At 34.2% G+C, this 23,574-nt stretch carries 19 protein-coding genes and 1 pseudogene; 11 read left to right on the top strand and 9 right to left on the bottom strand.

Features of this window, described 5'->3' with window-relative positions; genetic code table 11:
- Window positions 1-92: 92 nt before the first annotated feature.
- The 4 genes and pseudogenes from K7G76_RS15480 to mnmE form a co-directional block, all read right to left on the bottom strand.
- A pseudogene (locus tag K7G76_RS15480) lies at window positions 93-1,043 on the bottom strand (DUF6617 family protein).
- Entirely contained in the window at window positions 1,043-2,137 is a 1,095-nt protein-coding gene (locus K7G76_RS06415) for a site-specific integrase (RefSeq protein ID WP_223033338.1), read from the bottom strand. The pseudogene K7G76_RS15480 and the gene K7G76_RS06415 overlap by 1 nt, the downstream one beginning before the upstream one ends.
- A 6-nt stretch (window positions 2,138-2,143) precedes the next feature.
- Window positions 2,144-2,563: a helix-turn-helix domain-containing protein gene (locus tag K7G76_RS06410; RefSeq protein ID WP_255572931.1), complete on the bottom strand. Its 420-nt coding sequence runs from the start codon at window positions 2,561-2,563 to the stop codon at window positions 2,144-2,146.
- 163 nt (window positions 2,564-2,726) lie between these two features.
- Entirely contained in the window at window positions 2,727-4,139 is a 1,413-nt protein-coding gene (gene mnmE / locus K7G76_RS06405; protein ID WP_223033337.1) for a tRNA uridine-5-carboxymethylaminomethyl(34) synthesis GTPase MnmE, read from the bottom strand.
- A gap of 109 nt (window positions 4,140-4,248) precedes the next feature.
- Between mnmE and K7G76_RS06400 the strand changes: the two genes are divergently transcribed.
- Window positions 4,249-5,370, top strand: a complete 1,122-nt coding sequence (locus tag K7G76_RS06400) for a TlpA disulfide reductase family protein (protein ID WP_223033336.1) — start codon at window positions 4,249-4,251, stop codon at window positions 5,368-5,370.
- A gap of 52 nt (window positions 5,371-5,422) precedes the next feature.
- Here K7G76_RS06400 and K7G76_RS06395 read toward each other — a convergent pair whose 3' ends face one another.
- Window positions 5,423-6,073: a rhomboid family intramembrane serine protease gene (locus K7G76_RS06395; protein WP_223033335.1), complete on the bottom strand. Its 651-nt coding sequence runs from the start codon at window positions 6,071-6,073 to the stop codon at window positions 5,423-5,425.
- Window positions 6,074-6,135: 62 nt separating this feature from the next.
- Here K7G76_RS06395 and K7G76_RS06390 point away from each other — a divergent pair, with 62 nt between their 5' ends.
- Window positions 6,136-7,017, top strand: coding sequence for a lysophospholipid acyltransferase family protein (locus K7G76_RS06390; protein WP_223033334.1), 882 nt, complete (start codon window positions 6,136-6,138; stop codon window positions 7,015-7,017).
- Here the strand turns inward: K7G76_RS06390 and K7G76_RS06385 are convergent.
- Together K7G76_RS06385 and glmM are read right to left on the bottom strand one after the other, a co-directional pair.
- Window positions 7,014-8,519, bottom strand: coding sequence for an aminotransferase class V-fold PLP-dependent enzyme (locus K7G76_RS06385; RefSeq protein ID WP_223033333.1), 1,506 nt, complete (start codon window positions 8,517-8,519; stop codon window positions 7,014-7,016). The genes K7G76_RS06390 and K7G76_RS06385 overlap by 4 nt on opposite strands.
- Window positions 8,520-8,545: 26 nt before the next feature.
- A complete protein-coding gene (gene glmM / locus K7G76_RS06380) occupies window positions 8,546-9,934 on the bottom strand; it encodes a phosphoglucosamine mutase (protein WP_223033332.1) in 1,389 nt (462 codons plus the stop codon).
- Window positions 9,935-10,007: 73 nt separating this feature from the next.
- On the opposite strand from glmM, the gene K7G76_RS06375 reads away from it, so the two are divergent.
- Genes K7G76_RS06375 through K7G76_RS06355 form a run of 5 tightly spaced genes read left to right on the top strand, consistent with a single transcriptional unit; the run spans window position 10,008 to window position 14,600 of the window.
- Entirely contained in the window at window positions 10,008-10,616 is a 609-nt protein-coding gene (locus K7G76_RS06375; protein ID WP_223033331.1) for an acyl carrier protein phosphodiesterase, read from the top strand.
- Window positions 10,613-12,319: a gamma-glutamyltransferase gene (ggt, locus tag K7G76_RS06370; protein ID WP_223033330.1), complete on the top strand. Its 1,707-nt coding sequence runs from the start codon at window positions 10,613-10,615 to the stop codon at window positions 12,317-12,319. The genes K7G76_RS06375 and ggt overlap by 4 nt, the downstream gene beginning before the upstream one ends.
- Window position 12,320: 1 nt before the next feature.
- Window positions 12,321-12,989: a DNA alkylation repair protein gene (locus K7G76_RS06365; RefSeq protein ID WP_223033329.1), complete on the top strand. Its 669-nt coding sequence runs from the start codon at window positions 12,321-12,323 to the stop codon at window positions 12,987-12,989.
- Window positions 12,986-13,882, top strand: coding sequence for an ATP-grasp domain-containing protein (locus K7G76_RS06360; RefSeq protein ID WP_223033328.1), 897 nt, complete (start codon window positions 12,986-12,988; stop codon window positions 13,880-13,882). The genes K7G76_RS06365 and K7G76_RS06360 overlap by 4 nt, the downstream gene beginning before the upstream one ends.
- A 1-nt stretch (window position 13,883) precedes the next feature.
- Window positions 13,884-14,600: a hypothetical protein gene (locus K7G76_RS06355; protein ID WP_223033327.1), complete on the top strand. Its 717-nt coding sequence runs from the start codon at window positions 13,884-13,886 to the stop codon at window positions 14,598-14,600.
- Window position 14,601: 1 nt separating this feature from the next.
- Here the strand turns inward: K7G76_RS06355 and K7G76_RS06350 are convergent, their stop codons facing one another.
- Window positions 14,602-15,129 (bottom strand): hypothetical protein, encoded by a 528-nt coding sequence (locus K7G76_RS06350; RefSeq protein WP_223033326.1) that lies wholly within the window; start codon window positions 15,127-15,129, stop codon window positions 14,602-14,604.
- 8 nt (window positions 15,130-15,137) lie between these two features.
- Window positions 15,138-15,689, bottom strand: coding sequence for a pyridoxamine 5'-phosphate oxidase family protein (locus K7G76_RS06345; RefSeq protein WP_223033325.1), 552 nt, complete (start codon window positions 15,687-15,689; stop codon window positions 15,138-15,140).
- Window positions 15,690-15,889: 200 nt separating this feature from the next.
- Here K7G76_RS06345 and uvrA point away from each other — a divergent pair, with 200 nt between their 5' ends.
- The 4 genes from uvrA to K7G76_RS06325 are packed head-to-tail and all read left to right on the top strand — an operon-like array spanning window position 15,890 to window position 23,567.
- Window positions 15,890-18,721 carry an excinuclease ABC subunit UvrA gene (gene uvrA / locus K7G76_RS06340; protein ID WP_223033324.1) on the top strand — a complete coding sequence of 944 codons (2,832 nt, stop codon included), beginning with the start codon at window positions 15,890-15,892 and terminating at the stop codon, window positions 18,719-18,721.
- Window positions 18,722-18,749: 28 nt separating this feature from the next.
- Complete coding sequence (locus tag K7G76_RS06335; RefSeq protein WP_223033323.1) at window positions 18,750-19,439, top strand: LOG family protein; 690 nt, start codon at window positions 18,750-18,752, stop codon at window positions 19,437-19,439.
- A gap of 22 nt (window positions 19,440-19,461) precedes the next feature.
- Window positions 19,462-20,733 (top strand): endonuclease/exonuclease/phosphatase family protein, encoded by a 1,272-nt coding sequence (locus tag K7G76_RS06330; protein WP_223033322.1) that lies wholly within the window; start codon window positions 19,462-19,464, stop codon window positions 20,731-20,733.
- On the top strand, window positions 20,730-23,567 hold the full coding sequence (locus K7G76_RS06325; RefSeq protein WP_223033321.1) for a gluzincin family metallopeptidase: 2,838 nt from the start codon (window positions 20,730-20,732) through the stop codon (window positions 23,565-23,567). Before K7G76_RS06330 ends, K7G76_RS06325 begins: the two co-directional genes overlap by 4 nt.
- Window positions 23,568-23,574 lie beyond the last annotated feature (7 nt).

The following is a 23,574-nucleotide window of genomic DNA, read 5'->3' as shown; positions in this document are numbered from 1 at the left end:
GGACAAAGGTTTAAAATTGGCTATCGGATTTTAGTAAGAGTGTAAAATGAGGGTAAGACAACAGTAAGATTTCTTACTAATCTTACTGTTTTTTATTGCAGTTGTTGGATTGTTTTATCGATTTCTTCCTTTTCTTTCGGGCTATCAATCTTGTTTTTGTATAAATTTCCTGCTCTTAAAGCTGCTCCAGTTTTAGTTATAAATTTTCCTGAACGCTCTATAGTTGTTGGTTTCAAATTATGGAAATAAGATTTCAATTCTTTAACTACATAGCTAAATTGTGTTGTTTCACATTGCAGGTAAATCTTGTAATCTATATTATTGAAGTTTTCTGCTAATAACAGTTTTTCCAATTGTTCAGGGGTAGTTCTATTGTCTAATAGTTCAATCCTAAAATGTAATTGCTTTATAACTGGAAGTAATTTTGAAGTATCTCTATTTTTATAACCAAATGAGGTTTTAGGCTTACTCGTTGTTTTAGATAGCTTTTTAACCACCTCTTTTTTATCAGTTTCTAATTTTAGAAATACTGAAGTATCAAAATCAATATCGTTAAAGTACTTTTCTGCTATTTCTTGAATTGAGAATAATGCAGATTCTGAAAATTGTCCGTATTGCTCTTGTAGTTCAATGTATAAGCGAATTGCAGATACTTTTAAGTAATTGATGATATAATCGGTGTCATTGCCTAAATTGTTACTTATAGACTGCTTTTTAATGTAGGTGGCAATATCCTTTAAATACTTATTGAACTTATTAAATTGTACGGTATAGTTATACTTGTTTTCGGGTTCCGTAGCATCTTTTGGGAATTGGGATTTTAATGTTGCTAATTCGGTTTCAGTATCATTTGAAATCAGCTATAAGTAATATTCTTTTTTACTGTTTAGAGGTCTTTTAAAGTTTACTTTAAAAACCGTATTATAAGCTTTTGGTGTTTCCTTTAATTCAGAGTTCAGAACATTAAACTCTCTTTCTGATCTATTGTCTCTATGTAAACCGTTGGTAATCGATACCAAACTTGCAAATACATTTCCTTTCATTATAAATCTAATTGAATACGGTTAGCAGCTTCTTTCTTTTTATCATCAATTACCTTTGCATAAATCTGTGTTGTTCTCAATTCTTTATGTCCTAATAATTTTGATACTGTGTAAATATCTGTACCCAAAGTTAACTGTAAAGTAGCATACGTATGACGCGCACAATGAAATGTTATATCTTTTATAATACCTGCTTTCATCATCCATTGTTGTAATTTAAGGTTTGACCAGGCACTATAATGTAAACCTTCAAAAACTTTTGCTTCGGGTTTTCCTGCTTCACCTAATAATTCTCTTGCCTGTTCTGAAATTGGTAATGTTTCAGCACCTTTGGTTTTCTTTTGTCTGAAACGTATGTAATAACCCATTTCTTTAGAGTGTTGGATTTCTGACCATACCAATTTTTCAATATCTGACCAACGCAATCCGGTAAGGGCTGAAAATATAAAAGCATTTTTTAATAATGGTAATTCACATTCTGTGTTAACTGCTTTTTGTAATTCATCAAGCGTTAAAAATTCTCGTTGAGGTTCTCCTTGTTTGAAATAATCTACACCATTAGCAGGATTGACTTTTAAAATACCATCCTTAACCGCTTGCTTTAAAGCTGCACAAAATTTACCATAGTACGAATATTTAGAATTTTGAGACAATTTTTTACCTGCTCTTGCCATAGCATCCTTATCTAAATACTCTTTGAAACGCTCAACAAATGATTTATCCAAATCTTGAAAGCTTACATCTGTAGGACAAAAGGTTTTCAAATGTTTTAGCATACTGTTCCAATTCCCGTAGTTGCCAGAGCTGGTGTTTTTCTTTTCAGCTAAAGCCGTAACATAAGTAATAAAGCTTCCTTTTAATTTCTCTATATCCTGAAAGCCATAAATACCATTTTGTATTTCTATTTGGCGTTGTGCACAAATGGTTTCTGCTAATTGCTTGGTTTTCTTGTTTACCTCTCTTTCGGTTTTAGTTTTAGGATTAGGTGTAAGGTATAAGCGCAAATACTCGGTTTTGCGTTTTCCTTTATGATAGTAATCTAAATACAGACTTATTTTATCATTCTTTTTGCGTTGTCTTAATGTTACTTTCATAGGATGCTAATTAAAGAGGTTTTCTATTTGCCATCTGGCTACAATACGTTTTCTTCCAAAAGGGACTGCTTTTAAACGTCCTTGTTGAATCATTCTTTGAATGGTCCATCTACTAACACCAATTAATTGTGAGGCTTCAGTAACGCTTAAAAAATCTTTATTATTTACCGTGTTGAGGTTTGGAACTTGAACAGCTTCTTTTTGCTGCTGCATATCCTTTGTAAGAGTAGCTTGTACTTTTTCTTTACGCTTACGTGCCTTATAGGCTTTTTTAGCACAAGTATCACCACAGTATTTAGTTACTGTTGTACGTGCTGTAAAAGCATTACCGCAATGTTTACAGGTTTTTGGGATGTATAAATTACTGCTCATAAATGGTGCTTTATGTAGCGTTATGGTGCAACGTGGGGCAATATGGTGCATCATTTCGCCAATCTTTTAGCCAACAGATTTGGGCAACAAATCCGTATTTAAGGCAACAGATATACAACAAATTTAGTTAAAAAAGAGCAAAAAAGCAACAAAAAGAGAAGATAAAAAACTCGTAAAATCAATAAAATCAATACATTAGCAAATAAAAGAAAGTAAGTTACTTCCCGATACAAAAGTTGGCAAAAATATTACCCAAAAGATCGTCATTGGTAACTTCGCCTGTTATAAGCCCAAAGTAATACAAGGCCTCACGGACATCTATAGCCATTAAGTCACTTGATAGTCCAGAATCCAAACCATGCTTCACTTTTTGTATCTCTTCAAAAGCTTTAAGCAAAGCATCATAGTGTCTGGTATTGGTAACAATAGTTTCATTATTACGAAGCGCACCCGTATTAATCAAATTCAATAGCGCATTGGTTAATTGCTCCACACCAAACCCTGTTTTAGCCGATAATGGTTTTACCTCTGGAATGGCCGCTTGTAAGGATGCTAATTGCGCGTCATCCAGTTTATCTATCTTATTAGCTATTATGAGTAAAGGTTTTTGCGGATATTTATTTTTTATTTGCCAGATTTCATTTTTTAAAGCTTCAAATTGCTTCCCTTTTGGGGAAGCTGTCCGAAGGACTGAAGGGGCATCAAACAAATAAATGGTGACTTGCGATTGCTCTATTTTCTCAAAAGTCTTTTTAATACCAATGCTTTCTACAACATCCTGGGTTTCCCGAATGCCAGCAGTATCTATAAACCGAAAACCTATACCGCCTATGGAAATCTCATCCTCTATGGTATCACGTGTAGTTCCTGCTATTTCCGAAACAATGGCGCGCTCTTCATTCAGCAGCGCATTCAAAAGTGTTGATTTCCCTACATTAGGCTCACCAACAATAGCCACTGGAATACCATTTTTTATCACATTACCAACCGCAAACGAGTCTATTAAACGCTTCAATACAAACGTAATCCGGTCAATTAAGGTTTTAAATTGTGTTCTATCAGCAAACTCCACATCCTCTTCAGCAAAATCCAATTCCAATTCAATCAAGGAGGCAAAATTTAAGAGTTCCTCGCGAAGTTTGGCTATTTCAGAAGAAAAACCACCACGCATCTGTTGCATGGCTATTTGATGGGAAGCTTCATTATCACTGGCAATGAGATCAGCAACTGCTTCAGCTTGACTTAAATCCAATTTTCCATTTAAAAAGGCTCGTAAGGTAAACTCACCAGCATCTGCCATTCTGCAACCTTTACGCAGGAACAGTTGAATAATCTCTTGCTGAATATATGGTGAACCGTGGCAGCTAATTTCTACGACATTCTCACCAGTATACGAATTGGGATTCTTAAACACTGATACCAAAACCTCATCAATTACCCGATTCGCATCCTCTATATGCCCCAAGTGTATGGTATGGGTCTTCTGGTCACGTAATTGTTTACCATCGGTAACTGACTTAAAACAGTCCGAAACCCTACTGATAGCATCTTTACCAGATAATCGTAAAACAGCAATAGCACCAGCACCAGACGGAGTAGCCAATGCAATAATAGTATCGTTTTGAATCATATCACAAAAATAGTAAATAGAACGCACTTTAGGTTAAACCGATATTAGGTAATTCTTAACAGCAAGTATCTGTTTTATCTGTTATATTTGCACTTCTAAAACAAAAAACATGATTAAACAAATTTTAGTTGCAGCTTTAGTACTCCTTACAATGTCTTGCGTAAAAGAAAACGACAGTTTTCTTATAAAAGGGAAAATAGATTCTTTTTACAGTGGTAGAAAAATTAAGCTAGTAAAACTTGACAGAGTAAAAACTGTAACTATCGACTCCACAATAATAACCAATGGAAAATTAGAACTCAAAGGCTCTGTGGAATCGCCTGACTTGTATTATATTTTTATAGACAATTATAAAGGTTCGTTTCCTTTGATTGTTGAGAATGAAACCATGAATATTGAATTCAATAAAGACACCATTGCACATTCTATTGTTACTGGAAGTAAAGAAAATGACATTTTTAAAATCTATCAAGATTTTGCAAAGCCATTACGAGATCAAAATGCTAAACTAGGCCAGCAATTTAGAGAAGCACAAGCCAATAACGATATGCAAACCATGCAACAAATTAGAAGAAAATATGATAGCCTAGTAAAAGTTAATAACCAAAACAGTATTGAAAACATAAAAAAATACAATGATGCTGCAATAAGTGCCATAATGTTGGAAGATTTTTTAAATGCTAAAGTTGTAACAGCAAATGAAGCCGAAGAAATTTACAGCGGGTTTACCCAAAATATAAAAGACACACGTGCTGGTAAGGAAATAAAACGTATTGTTGATGTTACGATGGCCACTGAAATAGGTAGTACGGCTCCTGAATTTTCTGGAACAACACCTGAAGGTGAAACCATTGCTTTAAACAACATAAAAGGTAAAGTTACTATTGTAGATTTTTGGGCGTCGTGGTGTGGGCCATGCAGAAAAGAAAATCCTAATGTAGTTAAGGTTTACAATAAGTATCATGAAAAAGGTCTAGAAATTATAGGGATTTCTTTAGACGGCAATAAAAGACAAAACAACCCTAAAGAAGCCTGGATGAAAGCCATAGAAACTGATAGCCTAAATTGGCATCATGTGTCTAGCCTACAATATTTTAACGACCCAATCGCTAAATTGTATAATATAAACTCTATACCCGCTACATTTATTCTTGATGAAAACGGTAAAATAGTAGCCAAAAATTTAAGAGGTCCTGCTTTGGAACAAAAAATATCTGAATTACTAGATTAAGTATAATAACAACAAACAAAAAAAGCCTTTCACTATTGAAAGGCTTTTTTTGTTACAATTTCCCCAGTTTCTTCAATACAAATAATAAAATAATTGGCAATGACAACAAACCTATCATAAGTAAATGTTCCTTGAACAACCAGGAGGCCAGTATTAAAGTGATGACATAACCGCCAATGGCTCCTCCAAAATGGGCATCATGACCAATATTACCAATTTGCCTTTTCATACCATAAATAGAATATAACAAATAGCCTATACCAAAAACATAAGCTGGAATGGGTATCGGAATAAAAAACATATACAAGCTCATATCCGGCCGCAATAAAATCGCAGAATAAATTATTCCTGTAACTGCACCACTAGCACCTACAGCACTGTAATAGTATTCATTTTTATGAAAAACAAGAGACAATAAATTCCCTAGCAACAAACTTCCTATATAAATAACCAAAAACTTAAAGCTTCCCAAGTATGCAATAACAACATCAGCAAAAAAGTATAGGGTAAACATATTAAAAAACAAGTGGGCATTGTCAACATGTAAAAACCCAGCACTAAACAAACGAATTTGCTCTCCTCGTCTAACAGCACCAACATTAAACTTATACTTTTCAAAGAAGCTATAATCGTTAAATCCCTTAAAGGATATCATAACATTTGCTGCTATAATAATGATGGTTATCAAACTTAAATTGCCCATAAATAGTAAACGTATAAATAGAATATAATATATATTTGTCTCTGCAAATCTAAAATTAATTCATGCAATTTCTTGCTTACATTATAATTTATCCATTTCTATGGTTAATCTCAATACTTCCATTTAGACTCTTGTACCTCTTTTCTGATATGGTTTACCTCTTGGTATTTTATATTATTGGCTATCGCAGAAAAACAGTAAAGGAAAATTTAATGTTGGTTTTTCCTGAAAAGTCAGAAGATGAAATCAAAACCATTTCAAAAAAGTTTTATCACCACATGTGTGATATGTTTTTGGAGATGATAAAAACATTATCCATTTCCCGTAAACAATTAAACAAGCGATTTATTATAAAAAATCCTGAAAGCCTACAAAAACTGGAAGCCCTTAATAAAAGCATAGTAGTCATGTATGGCCATTATGCCAGTTACGAATGGTCCTTTGTGGTGGAAAACCATATTACCATGAAAGGCATTGGTATTTACAAAACTATAGCTAACAAATACTTTGATAATCTAGCTCGAAAACTACGCTCACGATATAACACCGAACTTATAGATACCAAAAAAGCTGTAGCTAAAATAACAGAATATGAAAAACAAAATATTAAATCTGTAATTGCGTTTTTAAGTGACCAATCACCAAAATCTTTCAAAAAGTACTATTGGACAACATTCATGGATATTGAAGTCCCGTGCTTTACTGGTGCAGAAAGAATAGCCAAAGATTTAAACCTTACAGTCACCTATTTAAAGATTGATAAAGTAAAGCGAGGGCATTATGAAGCTGAATTTATAACTCTAGCCGAAAATGCTAATGATTATGCCGATTTTGAAATAACCGATAAATTTACGCGTGAACTAGAACAGCAAATAAGAAAAGCTCCAGAGTATTATTTATGGACGCATAAACGCTGGAAACACCGTAATAAAAAGCCCGCTTAAAGCTTAAACCAATCTTCTATTATTGTATCTGCTTCAGATTTACCTTGTAATGCTTTATGGTTGAATTCATTTGAACTTCTATCATAGTCATAATCTAAAGCCCATTCTTTGTGATGCTTGGCGAGTTCAATAATACTATCGCAAACCAACTTTACTTCGGCATCAGTCGTTGTAGGATGAATAGACATACGTATCCAACCTGGCTTTCGTGTTAATTCGCCTAGCGAAATCTCTTGTGTTAATTCATGAGAAGTTTCATAATCTACGTGCAATAGATAATGCCCATAAGTACCAGCACAACTACAACCACCTCGTGTTTGAATACCAAATCGGTCATTCAATAATTTTACACCTAAATTGTAATGCAAGTCGTCAATATAAAAAGAAATAACACCTAACCTATCTTGATGTTGCCCTGCAAGAATATTAATATTCTCAATAGGTTTTAAAGCTTTAAAAATATAATCAATTATCTGATGTTCGCGTTCAAGCATTTTATCAACGCCCATTTGCTCTTTTAACTTGATAGCCAAAGCCGTTCGGATTGTTTGTAAAAACCCAGGAGTACCACCATCTTCACGGTCTTCAATATTATCAATATACTTATGTTCTCCCCATGGATTTGTCCAACTCACCGTTCCGCCACCTGGGCAATCAGGAATCATGTTCTTGTATAACTTCTTATTAAAAATTAATACACCAGACGATCCTGGACCACCTAAAAACTTATGTGGTGAAAAGAAAATAGCATCGAGTGCTTGATTCTCATTTTCAGGGTGCATATCAATATGAACATAAGGAGCCGAACACGCATAATCAACAAAACAAACACCACCATGTTTATGCATAAGTTCTGCGACTTGGTGAACTGGATTTTGAATACCGGTAACATTTGAGCCGTGGATAATTGAAGCTATCTTAATAGTACAATCTTGGTGTTCTACCAATAACTTTTCTAAATTTTCCAAACTAAACAAACCATCTTCACCTGGTGGAATAACCACAACCTTGGCAATGGTTTCCAACCAAGTGGTTTGATTGGAATGATGCTCCATGTGTGACACAAATACAACAGGACAAATTTCTTCTGGTACCTGTGTGTGTTTGCTTAAATTCTCCGGAATTTTTAAGCCGAGAATACGTTGAAATTTATTGACAACACCTGTCATACCATTCCCAGATACAATGAGCACATCGTCCTCACTACTATTTACGTGGTTCTTGATGATGTGTTTAGCTTCATGGTAAGCTTTAGTCATAGCCGTACCGGAAACTGTTGTTTCAGTATGGGTATTGGCTACATAAGGTCCAAATTCATTACACATCTTTTCTTCAATTGGTCTATATAAACGACCTGATGCTGTCCAATCAGTATAAAGAATTTTTTTATTCCCGAATGGAGATTCAAATTCTTGGCCTATTCCAATAATGTTATTTCTAAACGTATTGAAATACGATTCCAAATCAGTAGGTTTTTTTAAATCGGACATTGAAGTAATCATGGCTATTAAATTATGCAACAAAAGTACTAAATATTAGCGACAGCTTTTATCTCTGATATAATTTTATCAGCTAATGTATCAGCTTCAACTTGCGAAGGTGCTTCAGTATAAATTCGGATAATAGGTTCAGTGTTACTTTTACGCAGGTGTACCCAACTATCAGAAAAATCTATTTTCACACCATCAATGGTTGTTAGGTTTTCATGAGCATATTTGGTTTCCATAGCTTTTAAAATACCATCTACATCCAATCCAGGAATAAGTTGAATTTTCTTCTTACTCATAAAATAGTTTGGAAAAGAAGCACGCAAATCACTAACCGCCATTTTTTTATCCGCTAAAAGACTTAAAAATAGGGCAACACCAACCAAAGCATCACGCCCATAATGTAATTCAGGATAGATAATACCGCCATTACCTTCACCACCAATAACCGCATTGTTCTTTTTCATAAGCTCAACCACATTAACTTCTCCAACAGCACTAGCCTCATATGTCCCTCCATGCCTTTCGGTTATATCACGTAATGCTCGGGTAGAACTCATATTGCTAACAGTATTCCCAGGTGTTTCAGAAAGCACATAATCGGCACAGGCCACCAAGGTGTATTCTTCACCAAACATCTCACCTTTTTCATCCATAAATGCCAAGCGGTCCACATCAGGATCCACCACAATTCCAAAATCGGCATGTTCTTTTACAACAGCCTCTGATAAGTCGGTTAAATGTTCTTTTAAAGGTTCAGGATTATGCGGAAAATGACCATTAGGTTCACAATACAATTTAACAGGATGAACACCCAATCGTTCCAATAGCAAAGGAATAGCAATACCTCCAGTTGAGTTTACGCCGTCAACAACTACTTTAAATTTGGCATCTTCAATAGCTTTTTTGTTTACTAGCGGTAAGTTTAAAACCTCATCAATATGCATATCAATATAGGCTTGGTTTTTAGTGATTTTCCCAAGGCTATCAACATCCGAAAATATCATATCATCAGATTCAGCTATCTCTAAAATTTTTGCGCCTTCGGCACCATTTAAAAATTCTCCTTTTTCATTCAATAATTTAAGGGCATTCCACTGTTTAGGGTTATGACTTGCTGTTAAAATAATGCCGCCGTCAGCATGTTCCATTGGTACAGCCACCTCAACAGTTGGTGTGGTCGACAAACCCAAATCTACCACATGTATGCCTAAACCTACCAGAGTGTTCATAACTAGGTTTTGTATCATTTCACCAGAAATTCGGGCATCACGTCCCACAACAACTTTATGTGAGTCTTTATTTCGCTGTTGTTTTAACCAAACCCCATAAGCTGAAGCAAATTTAACGGCATCTATAGGTGTTAAATTTTCACCAACAGTCCCACCAATGGTACCTCGTATTCCTGATATAGATTTTATTAAAGTCATATTATTTTCTAAAATTTCAACAAATATAGGTTTTCTGTGTGTTTTCTATATTACGAATTTGTAAATTCGGAAAATGAATTTCCTGGCACATATTTATCTCTCCGGAAACAATGAAATGATAACCATTGGTAATTTTATTGCTGATGGCATAAGAGGAAAGAAGTATAAAAATTTTTCCAATAACATCCAGATAGGCATTCTATTACATCGTGAAATAGACAGTTTCACCGATGCCCATCGTATTGTAAGGCAAAGCACAAAACGATTACACAAAAATTATAGTCATTATAGTGGTGTAATTGTGGATATTCTATACGATCATTTTCTGGCAAAGAATTGGCATCTATATTCCGAGACACCCTTGAATTTGTATGTCGAAGATTTTTATGCGTCGCTAGAGAAAAACTTTGAAATATTACCCGAACGTACAAAAAAGATGATGCCGTTTATGATTGCAGACAATTGGCTATTAAACTATGCTAATATAGATGGTATACAGCGTGTTCTTGATGGTATGAACAGGCGAACCAAAAACAAATCAAAAATGAACAAGGCTACTGCTGAATTAAACACCTATTATGAGGAATTTGAAAATGAATTTACACTGTTTTTTGATGAATTAATTCAATTTTCAAACACCAAACTCATTGAGCTTACTAAAAGAATAAACAACGAACCATGAAAAAACTACTGATTCTATTCTGTATTGTATTTGTATTCTTAAACTGTAAAAACAATTCAGAAAAAAATGTCAATCTCAAAACAAATACCGTTGGCCTCATTACTGAAAAAGCCATGGTTGTTTCCGCACGTGTTGAAGCTTCCAGAATTGGTTCTGCCATTTTACAAAAAGGAGGCAACGCTTTTGATGCCATGATGGCTACAGAAATGGCTTTAGCCGTATGTTACCCATCTGCTGGAAATCTAGGCGGTGGTGGTTTTATGGTGTATCGTATGAGTAATGGTGATGTTGGCGCTTTGGATTATCGTGAAAAAGCACCATTAGCAGCTTCAAAAAATATGTATTTGGATTCTTTAGAGAATGTTATTCCATTGAAAAGTATTCTTGGCGAGCTAGCCGTTGGTGTTCCTGGAACTGTCGCTGGAGTTTTTGAAGCGCAACAGAAGTTTGGTAAATTATCAGTAAGCGAAATTTTGCAACCTGTTATAGAACTTGCAAAAAATGGCTATGTGGTCACGAAAAAACAAGCAAATAGATTTAATGATTACGATAGCATATTCAGAGCTGTTAATGGTAAAGAAGTTTTATATTCAAAAAACAAAAAAGCTGGCGACACTATAAAAAACATACAACTAGCAAAAACACTGCAACGTATAGTCTTAAATGGTAAAGATGAATTTTACAAAGGCGAAACGGCCAAAATATTGGTTGATTATTTATCTGAAAGAGGCGGTATTATGACTTTAGAAGATTTAGCTAAATATGAAGCCATATGGCGTGAGCCCATTTCATTTAAATATAAAAATATTAATATAATTTCTATGTCTCCACCATCTAGTGGAGGAATATGTTTAGCGCAAATTATGAAAATGATTGAACCCTATAATCTCAAAGAATTTGGTCATAATTCCATAAAATCTATTCAACTCCTTTCAGAAGCTGAAAGACGTGCTTATGCCGATAGAAATTATTTTTTAGGTGACCCTGATTTTGTTCAGATTCCCACAGATACCTTAATGAGTGACACCTACCTTTTTAACCGAATGCGCAATTTTTCGTTTGAAAAAGCCACACCATCTAGCGAGGTGTTTCATGGAAATATTGAATTTGTTGAAAGCGAGGAAACTACCCACTACTCTATTGTAGATCAATTTGGAAATGCGGTATCAGTAACTACAACATTAAACAACACCTTTGGCTCCCAGTTATTTTGTTCAGAACTAGGCTTTTTTCTAAATAATGAAATGGACGATTTTAGTAGCAAACCTGGCGTACCCAATATGTTTGGTTTAACTGGTGCAGAGGCCAACAGCATTGCACCAGAAAAGCGTATGTTAAGTTCTATGACACCGACAATTGTTGAAAAGGATGGCAAACTTTTAATGACCCTTGGAACTCCCGGAGGCTCAACTATAATTACATCTGTTTTACAAACTATTTTAAATGTTGAAGAGTTTGATATGACCATGCAAGAAGCCGTTAGCGCACCAAGATTTCATCATCAATGGCTACCAGACTATATTCGCATGGAACCTAATAAATTTAGTAAAAAGCTAATTCGCCAATTAGAAGCAAAAGGATACACAATTAACGAAAAGCGCTCACCAGTTATTGGCATTGTTGATGGTATATTAGTTACTGATGACGGTAAACTAGAAGGTGGTGCCGACTGGCGTGGAGATGATACAGCAATAGGGTTTTAAAATGAGTTTTGTAACTGAATTAAAACATACATTTAAATCTCAAACTAATCATGTTCTTGCAGAACAAATGTCTGCTTACATGCTTAATAAATTTCCGTTTTACGGTATAAAAACACCTTTACGACGTTCACTATCCAAACCCATAATTGAAAACCACAAGCTTGAAATTCGAGATACCGTTAGAACCCTCACTTTTGATTTATATGATTTACCTGAACGCGAAATGCATATGGTAGCCATTGAGTTATTTGAAAGGCAACTCCGAAAATCCTATAAAAAAGAGGATATCGTACTTATTGAAAAACTAATCACTACCCAGTCATGGTGGGATTCTGTCGATTTTATTGCCAAACAAATATTGGGAAAATATTTGCTGCTCTATAAAGAAGAAACACCAACTATCATTCAAAAATTTTCTGACTCAAAAAACTTATGGTTGCAACGAAGTAGTATCATTTTTCAATTAGGCTATAAAGAAAAAACCAATGAAGCTTTATTGTTTAAACAGAGTTTAATTCATAAAGAATCTGATGAGTTTTTCATACAAAAAGCCATTGGTTGGGCGCTAAGGGAATATGGCAAAACAAACCCAAAAGCTGTGCTTGATTTTGTAAACACAAACACTTTAAAGCCTTTAAGTAAACGCGAGGCCATACGACGATTAATATGACATACGATATAGTAATACTCACCGACAAAAGGTACCTAGAAGATTCTAAAACCGACACCTATAAGCACAATGTGTTTCACGAAGATTTCTTGGTACAAGAAGCCTTAAGCAAACAAGGTTTAAAAACATTGCGGCTAGCATGGGATGACCCAGATTTTGATTGGACCAAAACCAAATCTGTTCTATTTAGAACAACATGGGACTACTTTGATAGATTCAATGAATTTTCAAAATGGCTAACTCAAGTATCAAAAGTGACCACCTTATTTAATTCTGAAAACATCATTCGTTGGAATTTGGACAAGCATTATTTATTGGATTTAGAAAAAGCTGGTGTGCGCATTGCCAAAACCCATTTTATTGAAACTGGATCACAAATAACTTTGGCTCAATTACACAAGCAGCTCAATTGGGAAGAGACCGTTTTAAAACCTTGTATTTCTGGTGCAGCAAGACACACATATAAATTAAGCTTGAATAATTTATCGGATTATGAATCGGTGTTTTCAGATTTAATTGTTCAAGAATCTATGATGCTACAACCCTTTCAGCACAATATTGTATCGGAAGGTGAGTTATCTTTAATGGTTTTTAACGGACAGTTTACACATGCTGTTTTAAAAAAGGCAAAAATTGGCGATTTTAGGGTTCAGGATGATTTTGGCGGAACCGTTCACAGCCATATACCTTCGAAAGAAGAAATCGTATTTGCAGAAAATGCTGTAAAAGCCTGTAAGGAGTTGCCCATTTATGCCAGAGTTGATATATTTACAGATAATGATGGGCAAATCGCACTTTCAGAATTAGAACTGATTGAACCAGAATTATGGTTCAGAAACCACCCAAAAGCGGCTGATGTTTTAGCCCTAAGTTTAAAGTCAGAAATCCAATAAAATGAAACTCAAGAAGGCTCTTAAAATAACCGCAGGATTAGTGATATTTTTCACTTTGCCCAGTTTGCTGTTTTTTGGATTTGTTTATTTTAAATACAATGAAGATTTACCCATTGGAGAATCCAATCAAAAGGCGGAATTATTGGCCGACAATATGTTGGAAGCCCTTGATTACGAAGCCTATAAAAACACGAACTATATAGAGTGGACTTTTAAAAATCGTCATCATTTTAAATGGCAAAAAGACAAAAACACTTGTGTTGTATATTGGAAGGAATATAAAGTAGATTTAAATTTAGATAATCCTTCTAAATCTAAAGCTTATGTGCATAATTTTAAGGTAGAAGGCGAACAAGCAGAAGAACTAATAGACGAAGCCACTAATTACTTCAACAACGACTCCTTTTGGCTTGTAGCTCCTTACAAGGTTTTTGATCCAGGAACCCAAAGAAGCCTAGTAAAAACCGAAACTGGCGAAGAAGCCTTATTGGTAACTTACACATCTGGAGGCACAACGCCAGGCGATTCGTATTTATGGTTTTTAGACAAAGACAATAGACCCACAAAATTTAAAATGTGGGTTGACATATTACCTATTGGCGGTTTAGAAGCTTCATGGAACGATTGGACAACTACAGAAAGTGGTGCGCAATTACCTACATTCCATGAATTGCTATTTTTAGGCATTAAACTTGACGATATTCAAGGAACAAAATAGTCTATTTTGAACTCTGCCCCTTAAACTGTTGATCTTTTAATTTAAACAACACATTAAACGTTGTTAGACTACCATAACATCTGGTAATGTATTGTTGCAAGTCTATTTTCTCTTGTTCGTCTAAATTTTTACTGGAATTAATTTTCTGTTCCATAACGCGCAGTCTATCACGCACCATAGTAATTTTATGAAAGAAATTATCAATGGGCACTTCTTTACTTTGCAAAGCGGTATCACCAGGCTCTAAAATCAATTTACCACCTTTCCACTTATCTGCTATATGTACAACTTCAGATACATCGCTGTATTTTTTTAATATCTCGACAAGACTACTCTCCACATCAAAAAAACTTACGGTATCAACATCATCTTCTGCAGCCTCAATGACTTCAAATTCCGAATCAATATCAATGGTTTCCAGTCCGTTGTCTATAAAAGTCACCCAATAATGCTTGGAAGTTACATTGGTTACAACACCTTTACCGTATTCAGGATGATTTATTCGTGAGCTAATTCCTAATATTTTCATATTTGTTTTTATTTTAAATTCTTTTCAATTTCAGTTTTAAAACCATCAATACTTTGTGCGTTTTTTTCTTCCCAATACGTTTTAATTCTATCTTCACCTTTCTTCTCCATGGAAACTTTTAACTGATTGCGTTCCTCTTTAAAATCCATATAAGGCACAGCATAACCACAGGATGTTTGAACCAAATCAACATCTAATTCTATTATTTGTCGCGAGCCAGCAATATTTGGAAATAGGTTTATATATTGACTATACTCGGCATCAATATTATGGTATATTCTAGCTTGCCCATACAGCCTTAAAATATTGGGTTTACCCTCAAAAGCACAAAACATAATGGTCATTCTATTGCTTTTAAGTAAATGTGCTGCTGTTTCGTTACCACTTCCTGTTAAATTTAACCACACAATTTTTTTGGAGTTTATTACGCGAAACGTATCCATCCCTTTAGGAGAAATGTTTACACGACCATCATTGGCAGCAGTACCTACAAAAAATAATTTTTGATGCTTTATAAATTCAATTTGCTTATCAGGTATTTCACTATACTGTTTTCCCATATATAAGTTTTCAAAAAAATGGATGTCTAAAACTAAAACTTTTAATTCAATTTAAAAGTCTATTTGGTTAATAAAAGTAACTATTTATCCGCATAGTTCTTTTGTTAAAGAAATTCTTAAGCCAATCATAACGGACTTCATTTTTACAAGCAAATTGAATACCTTTGCAACTTTGCCAAATTAACAGGTTGTATTGAAAAATGAGTGATTTTGAAGAGTTTATAGAGGTTAAAGGCGCACGCGTTCATAATCTCAAAAATATTGATGTTTCCATTCCCAGAGAAAAACTAGTTGTAATTACGGGTTTATCAGGTAGTGGAAAATCGTCACTTGCTTTCGATACCATTTATGCAGAAGGCCAACGCCGATATATAGAAACTTTTTCGGCGTATGCCAGACAGTTTTTGGGTGGTTTAGAGCGTCCAGATGTTGATAAAATTGATGGTCTTTCTCCTGTTATTGCCATTGAACAAAAAACCACCAGTAAATCTCCACGTTCAACTGTTGGAACCATAACCGAGATTTATGATTTCCTGCGCTTATTGTTTGCAAGGGCTAGTGATGCATACAGTTACAACACTGGCGAAAAAATGGTGAGTTACAACGATGAGCAAATCAAGGATCTTATAAAAGAATCGTTTACTGGTAAGCGCATAAATATATTGGCTCCTGTAGTACGTTCAAGAAAAGGACATTATCGTGAGTTGTTTGAACAAATTGCTAAACAAGGTTTTGTTAAGGTTAGAACAGATGGTGAAATTCGTGATTTGACAAAGGGCATGAAGCTGGATAGGTACAAAACACATGATATTGAAATTGTAATTGACCGTCTAAAAATTGATGATTCAGCCGATAACGACAAACGCTTGATGGAAACCATAAACACGGCCATGTACCATGGTGATGATGTACTAATGGTTATAGATCAAGACACTCAAGATGTTCGCTACTTCAGTAGAAATTTAATGTGTCCTTCAACAGGAATATCCTATCCGAATCCTGAACCCAATAATTTTTCATTCAATTCTCCAAAAGGTGCGTGTCCTAAATGCAATGGTATTGGAACGTTATATGAAATAAATGAATCTAAAATCATACCTAATTCCAAACTATCAATAAATGCTGGGGCACTGGCTCCCCATGGTCCTCAAAAAAATAGTTGGATTTTTAAACAGTTTGAGACCATTGCGCAACGTTATGGTTTTTCATTAAACGATGCCTATAAAGACATTCCTGAAGAAGCCAAACAAGTTATTTTGTATGGTGGCAACGAGAAGTTTTCTGTTGAAAGCAAAACACTTGGTGTTACCCGAGATTATAAAATAGATTTTGAAGGCGTAGCCAATTTTATTGAAAACCAATACAAATCTGCCGAGTCAAGCTCATTAAAACGATGGGCAAAAGATTATATGGACAAAGTAAAATGCTCCGAATGCAATGGCTCTAGACTGCGTAAAGAATCGTTATATTTTAAAGTTAATAATCTGAATATTGCCGAGCTTGCGCAAAAGGATATTGTTGATTTAGCGCAATGGTTTCAGAATTTGGATGAGCATTTAACTGATATGCAAAAAAAGATTTCTGAAGAAATCACCAAAGAAATTCGTACCCGATTACAATTTCTACTTGATGTTGGATTAGATTACCTATCATTAAACCGAAGTTCCAAATCTTTGTCTGGTGGTGAAGCACAGCGTATCCGCTTGGCTACTCAAATAGGGTCCCAACTTGTTGGTGTTCTGTATATTTTAGATGAACCCAGTATTGGCTTGCACCAACGGGACAATGAAAAACTCATAAAATCGTTAGTATCACTTCGTGATATTGGTAATTCGGTAATTGTTGTTGAACATGACAAGGATATGATTGAGCATGCTGATTATGTTATTGACATTGGTCCAAAAGCTGGAAACCATGGTGGTGAAATAATAAGTTTAGGGCCTCCTAAAGAGCTTAAAACCCATGATACACTAACAGCAGATTATCTTAACGGAAATAAAGAAATTGAAGTTCCTAGAGAGCGTCGAAAAGGGAATGGCAAAACATTATCTCTAAAAGGCTGCACAGGCAACAACTTAAAAAATGTTTCCATCGATATTCCTTTAGGAAAAATGATTGGTATAACTGGAGTTTCAGGAAGTGGTAAATCTACCTTGATTAACGAAACACTCTACCCTATTATGAACGCCCACTACTTTAATGGTGTGAAAAAGCCCATGCCTTATAAAAGTATTAAGGGTTTAGAACACATTGATAAAGTAATAGATATTAACCAGTCTCCAATAGGCAGAACACCACGTAGTAATCCTGCAACGTATACTGGAGTGTTTAGTGAAATTCGTAGCTTATTTGCCAAAATACCCGAAGCCATGATTAGGGGTTATAAACCTGGACGATTTAGCTTTAATGTAAAGGGTGGTCGCTGCGAAACTTGTCAAGGTGGTGGTTTACGTGTTATTGAAATGAATTTCCTGCCAGATGTATATGTAGAATGTGAAACGTGCCAAGGTAAACGTTTTAATCGTGAAACGTTAGAAATTCGTTATAAAGGAAAATCCATTAGTGATGTTTTAGAAATGACTATTAATGAGGCCGTCGATTTCTTTGAGCACATTCCTAAAATTTATAAAAAACTAAAAACCATAAAAGATGTAGGTTTAGGATACATCACCCTTGGGCAACAAAGCACAACACTTTCAGGTGGTGAAGCCCAACGTATTAAACTAGCAACCGAATTAAGCAAGCGCGATACAGGAAACACGTTTTATATTCTTGATGAACCCACAACGGGATTACATTTTGAAGATATTCGTGTTTTAATGATAGTATTAAATAAATTAGTAGACAAAGGCAATACGGTATTAATAATAGAACATAATTTAGATGTTATAAAAACAGTTGACTATATTATAGACATTGGTTACGAAGGTGGAAAAAATGGTGGAGAAGTTATTGCTAAAGGTTCTCCAGAAGAGATTATAAAAAATAAAAAAAGCTATACAGCACAATTCTTAAAAAAAGAACTAATTTAGCTAGTTGACGAATTTTAAAGCATTTTAAATGAGAAAAGAACAACATCATAAACGTTGGAATGAAATAAAAACAAATGACTCATGGGCCATATTTAAGATTATGGGTGAGTTTGTAAATGGATATGAAAAATTAAGTCGAATTGGTCCTTGTGTTTCCATATTTGGATCGGCACGTACCAAACCAGATCATAAATATTACAAATTAGCAGAAGACATCGCTTGTAAAATAGTAGACCATGGTTATGGTGTTATAACTGGTGGTGGACCTGGTATTATGGAAGCTGGTAACAAGGGAGCCCATATTGCTGGAGGAACTTCGGTAGGATTAAACATAGAATTGCCCTTTGAGCAACACGACAACCCGTATATTGACTCCGACAAGAGTTTGGATTTCGATTATTTCTTTGTTAGAAAGGTTATGTTTGTTAAATATTCGCAAGGGTTTGTAGTCATGCCAGGTGGATTTGGTACTTTAGATGAACTGTTTGAAGCCATGACACTTATTCAAACCAATAAAATCGAAACATTCCCTATTATTTTAGTTGGAACCGATTTTTGGTCTGGACTATTAGATTGGGTAAAAAACACTTTGCTAAATAAATTTGAAAATATAAGTGCTAAAGATTTAGATCTTATCCATTTAGTTGATACTCCAGATGAAGTTATTTCTATTCTGGATAACTTCTACAAGGAATACAGATTAAGCCCGAACTTTTAAATTAAAGTTCGACACATATAGTATGAAAAAGAAATTGCACATTATCTGGATAGTTTATATCCTAAATATAACTATTGGTTTTTCGCAAGAGACCTTTAATGTTATGTTTTATAATTTGCTTAATTTCCCCCTTGAAGACGCTGTTCCCAATCGCCTGAACGATTTAGAGACTATTTTATCAGATTACAAACCAGATATTTTTATGGTTTGCGAGCTTAATAATGAAGAAGGAGCAAACACTATTTTACAACTTATTCAAGATCGTGTAAATCCTAATTTTGAAATGGCTGTTTTTCAACCAAACACTTCTGACGATGAAATAGGCAATCAAAACGATTTGCAAAATCTTGTGTTTTACGACGCTTCAAAATTCATATTGGAAAATCAAACCATTGTTACAACTATATTTAGAGATTTTAATCATTATGAATTAAAACTCAACTCGGTAAACCAAGACACGAATCCAGTAGTGTTACATACTATTGTTTGTCATTTAAAAGCATCTAGCGGTACGGAAAATCAAGCCTTAAGATTGCAAATGGCACAAGATTTAACTGCTTACCTAAATACACTCCCTTCGGCCATTCATATGATACTTGCTGGGGATTTTAATGTTTACACCAATTCTGAAGGCGCTTTTCAAGAGTTCATAAATTCACAGAACAACATTCCGTTTAACGATCCTGAAAACCGTATAGGCAGTTGGCATAATAATTCAAATTATGTCGATGTTTTTACACAGTCAACTCGCACACAAACAGGAATGGGTGGCACAACTGGTGGTTTTGACGATCGGTTTGATTTTATAATGACATCAAACAACCTTATGACGGATGACAATCTAAATTATGTTAATGGATCTTATAAAGTATATGGCAATAACGGTAACAGTAATTGTTTTAATCAAGCTATAAACGATATTGAGTGTAGCGGTTCCGATTTCTCGTTTAGCATTCGCGATGCATTACACAACTTTAGCGACCATTTACCAGTAACCATTCAAATTCAAACTGACCAAGCTTTACTTAACGTTAATGAGTTTGTTTATTCTAGCGGAATTGAAATTGTTGGCTCCAATATTATTAACGATAACCTTATTGTAAGAATTGATAATAATATCATTAATATAGAAGAATTGTCAATCTACAATACCATTGGTCAAAAAGTAAAAACCATTAAGCTTTTTAACTCAAATTTAATAAACATTCCTTGTGAAAGATTGTCAAATGGTATTTATTACCTAAGTGCTAGCAAATCCATTAGTAACCCCATAAAATTTGTAAAAGTTAATTGAATTTAAAATCTGCCATAAAACTCTTTTTAATCTTATGCCCTTTTTGGGTAATAAGTCAAAATGCTATGGATATTAAGGCCGATTTTAATGTTCATAACAATCAAATTAAAATTTCGCAAGAGATAACCTATTACAATACAACTAACGATACACTATACACGGTTTATCTAAACGATTGGAGCAATAGCTATTCAACTAAAAGTACACCTTTGGCAAAACGATTTGCCGAAGAATTTAAAACCGAGTTCCATTTTGCAAAAAATGAAGACCGTGGTTATACCGTAATTACAGAATTAAAACAAAACAATAAGGATGTTGAGTTTGATAGATTAAAAGACCAGATTGACGTTGTTAAGGTGAATTTATCTGAACCTTTGCTGCCAAATAGTTCATATACCCTTAACTTAAATTATATTGTTCAAATCCCTAATGATAAGTTTACCAGATATGGTATTGCTACTGATGGTAATTACAATTTGCGGTATTGGTATATAACTCCAGCAATTTATAATGGGAAATGGCAGTACAGTAGCAATAAAGATTTAGATGATTCATTTGTCCCTAAATCTGATATTCGTCTTGAGGTTAAATGCCCTGATTATTTTTATGTGGAATCTGAACTAAACGAATTTGATTTTAACCAAATTGATAGCTCTAAAGTTTTTGTTTTTAGAGGTGAAAATCGAATAAATTCAAAATTGGTTTTAAGTAAACAACCTGTTTTCAGGTATGTTAAAACAGATTTTTTTTCCGTTGTATCCAATGTTGACGACGAAGAACTCAATCCTTTAAACAAAGCACTTATAACAGATAATATAGCTGCTTTTCTGTCACATAATCTGGGGTCATATCCACATGAAAAATTATTGATTACAAATGTTGATTATAAAAAGAGTCCTATTTACGGATTAAATTTACTACCCGATTTTATTAGACCGTTTCCTGATGATTTTCAGTATGAATTAAAAATATTAAAAACAGCTTTACACAACTATTTAGAAAATATTTTACTCATCAATCCAAGAGAAGACCAATGGATTTTTGATGGTATTCAAACATATTACCTAATGAAATATGTAGACGAATACTACCCTAACATGAAACTCGCTGGAACCCTTTCCAAAATTTGGGGGCTTAAATCATTTCATGCAGCCCAATTGAAATTCAATGCACAATATCCTTTTTTGTATATGCACATGGCCAGAGGAAATTTAGATCAGCCCTTACTTTTGCAAAAGGATTCATTATTAAAGTTCAATGAAAATATTGCCAATAAGTATAAAGCTGGTGTAGGGCTTAACTATTTAAATTCTTACTTACAAAATCAAGTTGTTGAAAGCACGATTAAAGAGTATTTAGCAACTCAAAAATTAAAGGAAACCCATACAGAAGACTTTAAAGCATTGTTAGAATCCAATTCTAAAAAAAACCTGGATTGGTTTTTTAACGATTATTTAAAGACCAACAAAATTATAGATTATACTATAAGTAAAGCTGAACGAATTGGCGATTCTGTTGAAGTAACCATAAAAAATAACACTAATGCAGTAGTCCCTATTTCGCTGTTTGCGATGACCGGCGATTTAGTAAAATCAAAATTATGGGTCGATAATGTAATAGATACAACCACAATTAAAATTTATGACGATGGTTTAACAAAATTGGTTTTAAACCACGATCAAGCTATTCCGGAATTCAACTTACGCAACAACACTAAAACATTAACCAAAGCACTATTTAACAGGCCTGTACAATTCAGACTATTTAAAGATATTGAGGATCAAAAATACAATCAAGTATTCTTAATGCCTTTAGTTGAATTCAATAACATTTATGATGGATTTGTACTAGGTGTTAAAGCCTATAACAAAACAGTTCTTAAAAAAGCCCTTAATTATCAAATTTCTCCACAATACGGATTGCGATCACAATCTTTAACTGGATCTGCCTCTATAGTATATAACCAGTACATTAGAAGTGATTCCAATATGTTTTTAGTACGATACGGTGGTGGTTTTAGTTACTCTAGTTACGCTGAAGACCTCTTTGTTCTGAAACTGACACCTGGTGTTGTTTTCCAATTTAGGGATAAGAGTAATTTACGCTCTAATAAAAGAGACTATTTAACGGTACGTTATGTGGGTATAAATAGAGATGAGAACCCCAATCCTACCAATATTAACGAAACCGAAGAACCTAATTATGGCGTTTTTAATGCGCGCTATAGCCATGTAGATAGAGATTTAATCAACTACTCGTCGTGGTTCGCTGATTTTCAAATATCAGATAAATTTAGCAAGCTAGCCTTAAACTATGAATACCGTAAATTAACCGAACGCAACAGACAATATAACATTCGCTTTTTTGCGGGAATATTTTTAAACAATAAAACCAGCACCGATTCTGACTATTTTAGCTTTGCACTAGATAGACCAACCGATTATCTGTTTGATTATAACTACTACGGACGTTCTGAAAGTTCAGGATTATTCAGCCAGCAATTAATAATTGCTGAAGGAGGGTTTAAATCGCAATTAAACCCTGCATTTGCCAATCAATGGATAACAACAGCTAATGGAAGTGTTACCATTTGGAAGTATATTTTTGCCTATGGCGATCTTGGCTTTGTTAAAAACAAGGGAACAAATGCTGAATTTGTTTACGATTCAGGCATACGAGTTAGTCTAGTTGAAGATTACTTTGAACTTTACTTTCCCGTTTACTCAAATTTAGGTTGGGAAATAGCCGAATCCAATTATGCTGAAAGAATTCGGTTTATTGTAACCCTAGACTTTAAAACACTATTAGGTTTATTTTCAAGACGCTGGTATTAAACCCAAA

Origin of the sequence: Hanstruepera marina (genome assembly GCF_019880635.1) — a bacterium.
GTDB lineage: Bacteria > Bacteroidota > Bacteroidia > Flavobacteriales > Flavobacteriaceae > Hanstruepera > Hanstruepera marina.
This window is presented reverse-complemented; position numbering and strand designations above follow the sequence as displayed.

What these genes read in the sequence shown, in the direction of transcription:
- K7G76_RS06415 (WP_223033338.1), bottom strand. Translation starts at nt 2,137, where the DNA reads ATGAAAGTAACATTAAGACAACGCAAAAAGAATGATAAAATAAGTCTG.
- K7G76_RS06410 (WP_255572931.1), bottom strand. Translation starts at nt 2,563, where the DNA reads ATGATGCACCATATTGCCCCACGTTGCACCATAACGCTACATAAAGCA.
- mnmE (WP_223033337.1), bottom strand. Translation starts at nt 4,139, where the DNA reads ATGATTCAAAACGATACTATTATTGCATTGGCTACTCCGTCTGGTGCT.
- K7G76_RS06400 (WP_223033336.1), top strand. Translation starts at nt 4,249, where the DNA reads ATGATTAAACAAATTTTAGTTGCAGCTTTAGTACTCCTTACAATGTCT.
- K7G76_RS06395 (WP_223033335.1), bottom strand. Translation starts at nt 6,073, where the DNA reads ATGGGCAATTTAAGTTTGATAACCATCATTATTATAGCAGCAAATGTT.
- K7G76_RS06390 (WP_223033334.1), top strand. Translation starts at nt 6,136, where the DNA reads ATGCAATTTCTTGCTTACATTATAATTTATCCATTTCTATGGTTAATC.
- K7G76_RS06385 (WP_223033333.1), bottom strand. Translation starts at nt 8,519, where the DNA reads ATGATTACTTCAATGTCCGATTTAAAAAAACCTACTGATTTGGAATCG.
- glmM (WP_223033332.1), bottom strand. Translation starts at nt 9,934, where the DNA reads ATGACTTTAATAAAATCTATATCAGGAATACGAGGTACCATTGGTGGG.
- K7G76_RS06375 (WP_223033331.1), top strand. Translation starts at nt 10,008, where the DNA reads ATGAATTTCCTGGCACATATTTATCTCTCCGGAAACAATGAAATGATA.
- ggt (WP_223033330.1), top strand. Translation starts at nt 10,613, where the DNA reads ATGAAAAAACTACTGATTCTATTCTGTATTGTATTTGTATTCTTAAAC.
- K7G76_RS06365 (WP_223033329.1), top strand. Translation starts at nt 12,321, where the DNA reads ATGAGTTTTGTAACTGAATTAAAACATACATTTAAATCTCAAACTAAT.
- K7G76_RS06360 (WP_223033328.1), top strand. Translation starts at nt 12,986, where the DNA reads ATGACATACGATATAGTAATACTCACCGACAAAAGGTACCTAGAAGAT.
- K7G76_RS06355 (WP_223033327.1), top strand. Translation starts at nt 13,884, where the DNA reads ATGAAACTCAAGAAGGCTCTTAAAATAACCGCAGGATTAGTGATATTT.
- K7G76_RS06350 (WP_223033326.1), bottom strand. Translation starts at nt 15,129, where the DNA reads ATGAAAATATTAGGAATTAGCTCACGAATAAATCATCCTGAATACGGT.
- K7G76_RS06345 (WP_223033325.1), bottom strand. Translation starts at nt 15,689, where the DNA reads ATGGGAAAACAGTATAGTGAAATACCTGATAAGCAAATTGAATTTATA.
- uvrA (WP_223033324.1), top strand. Translation starts at nt 15,890, where the DNA reads ATGAGTGATTTTGAAGAGTTTATAGAGGTTAAAGGCGCACGCGTTCAT.
- K7G76_RS06335 (WP_223033323.1), top strand. Translation starts at nt 18,750, where the DNA reads ATGAGAAAAGAACAACATCATAAACGTTGGAATGAAATAAAAACAAAT.
- K7G76_RS06330 (WP_223033322.1), top strand. Translation starts at nt 19,462, where the DNA reads ATGAAAAAGAAATTGCACATTATCTGGATAGTTTATATCCTAAATATA.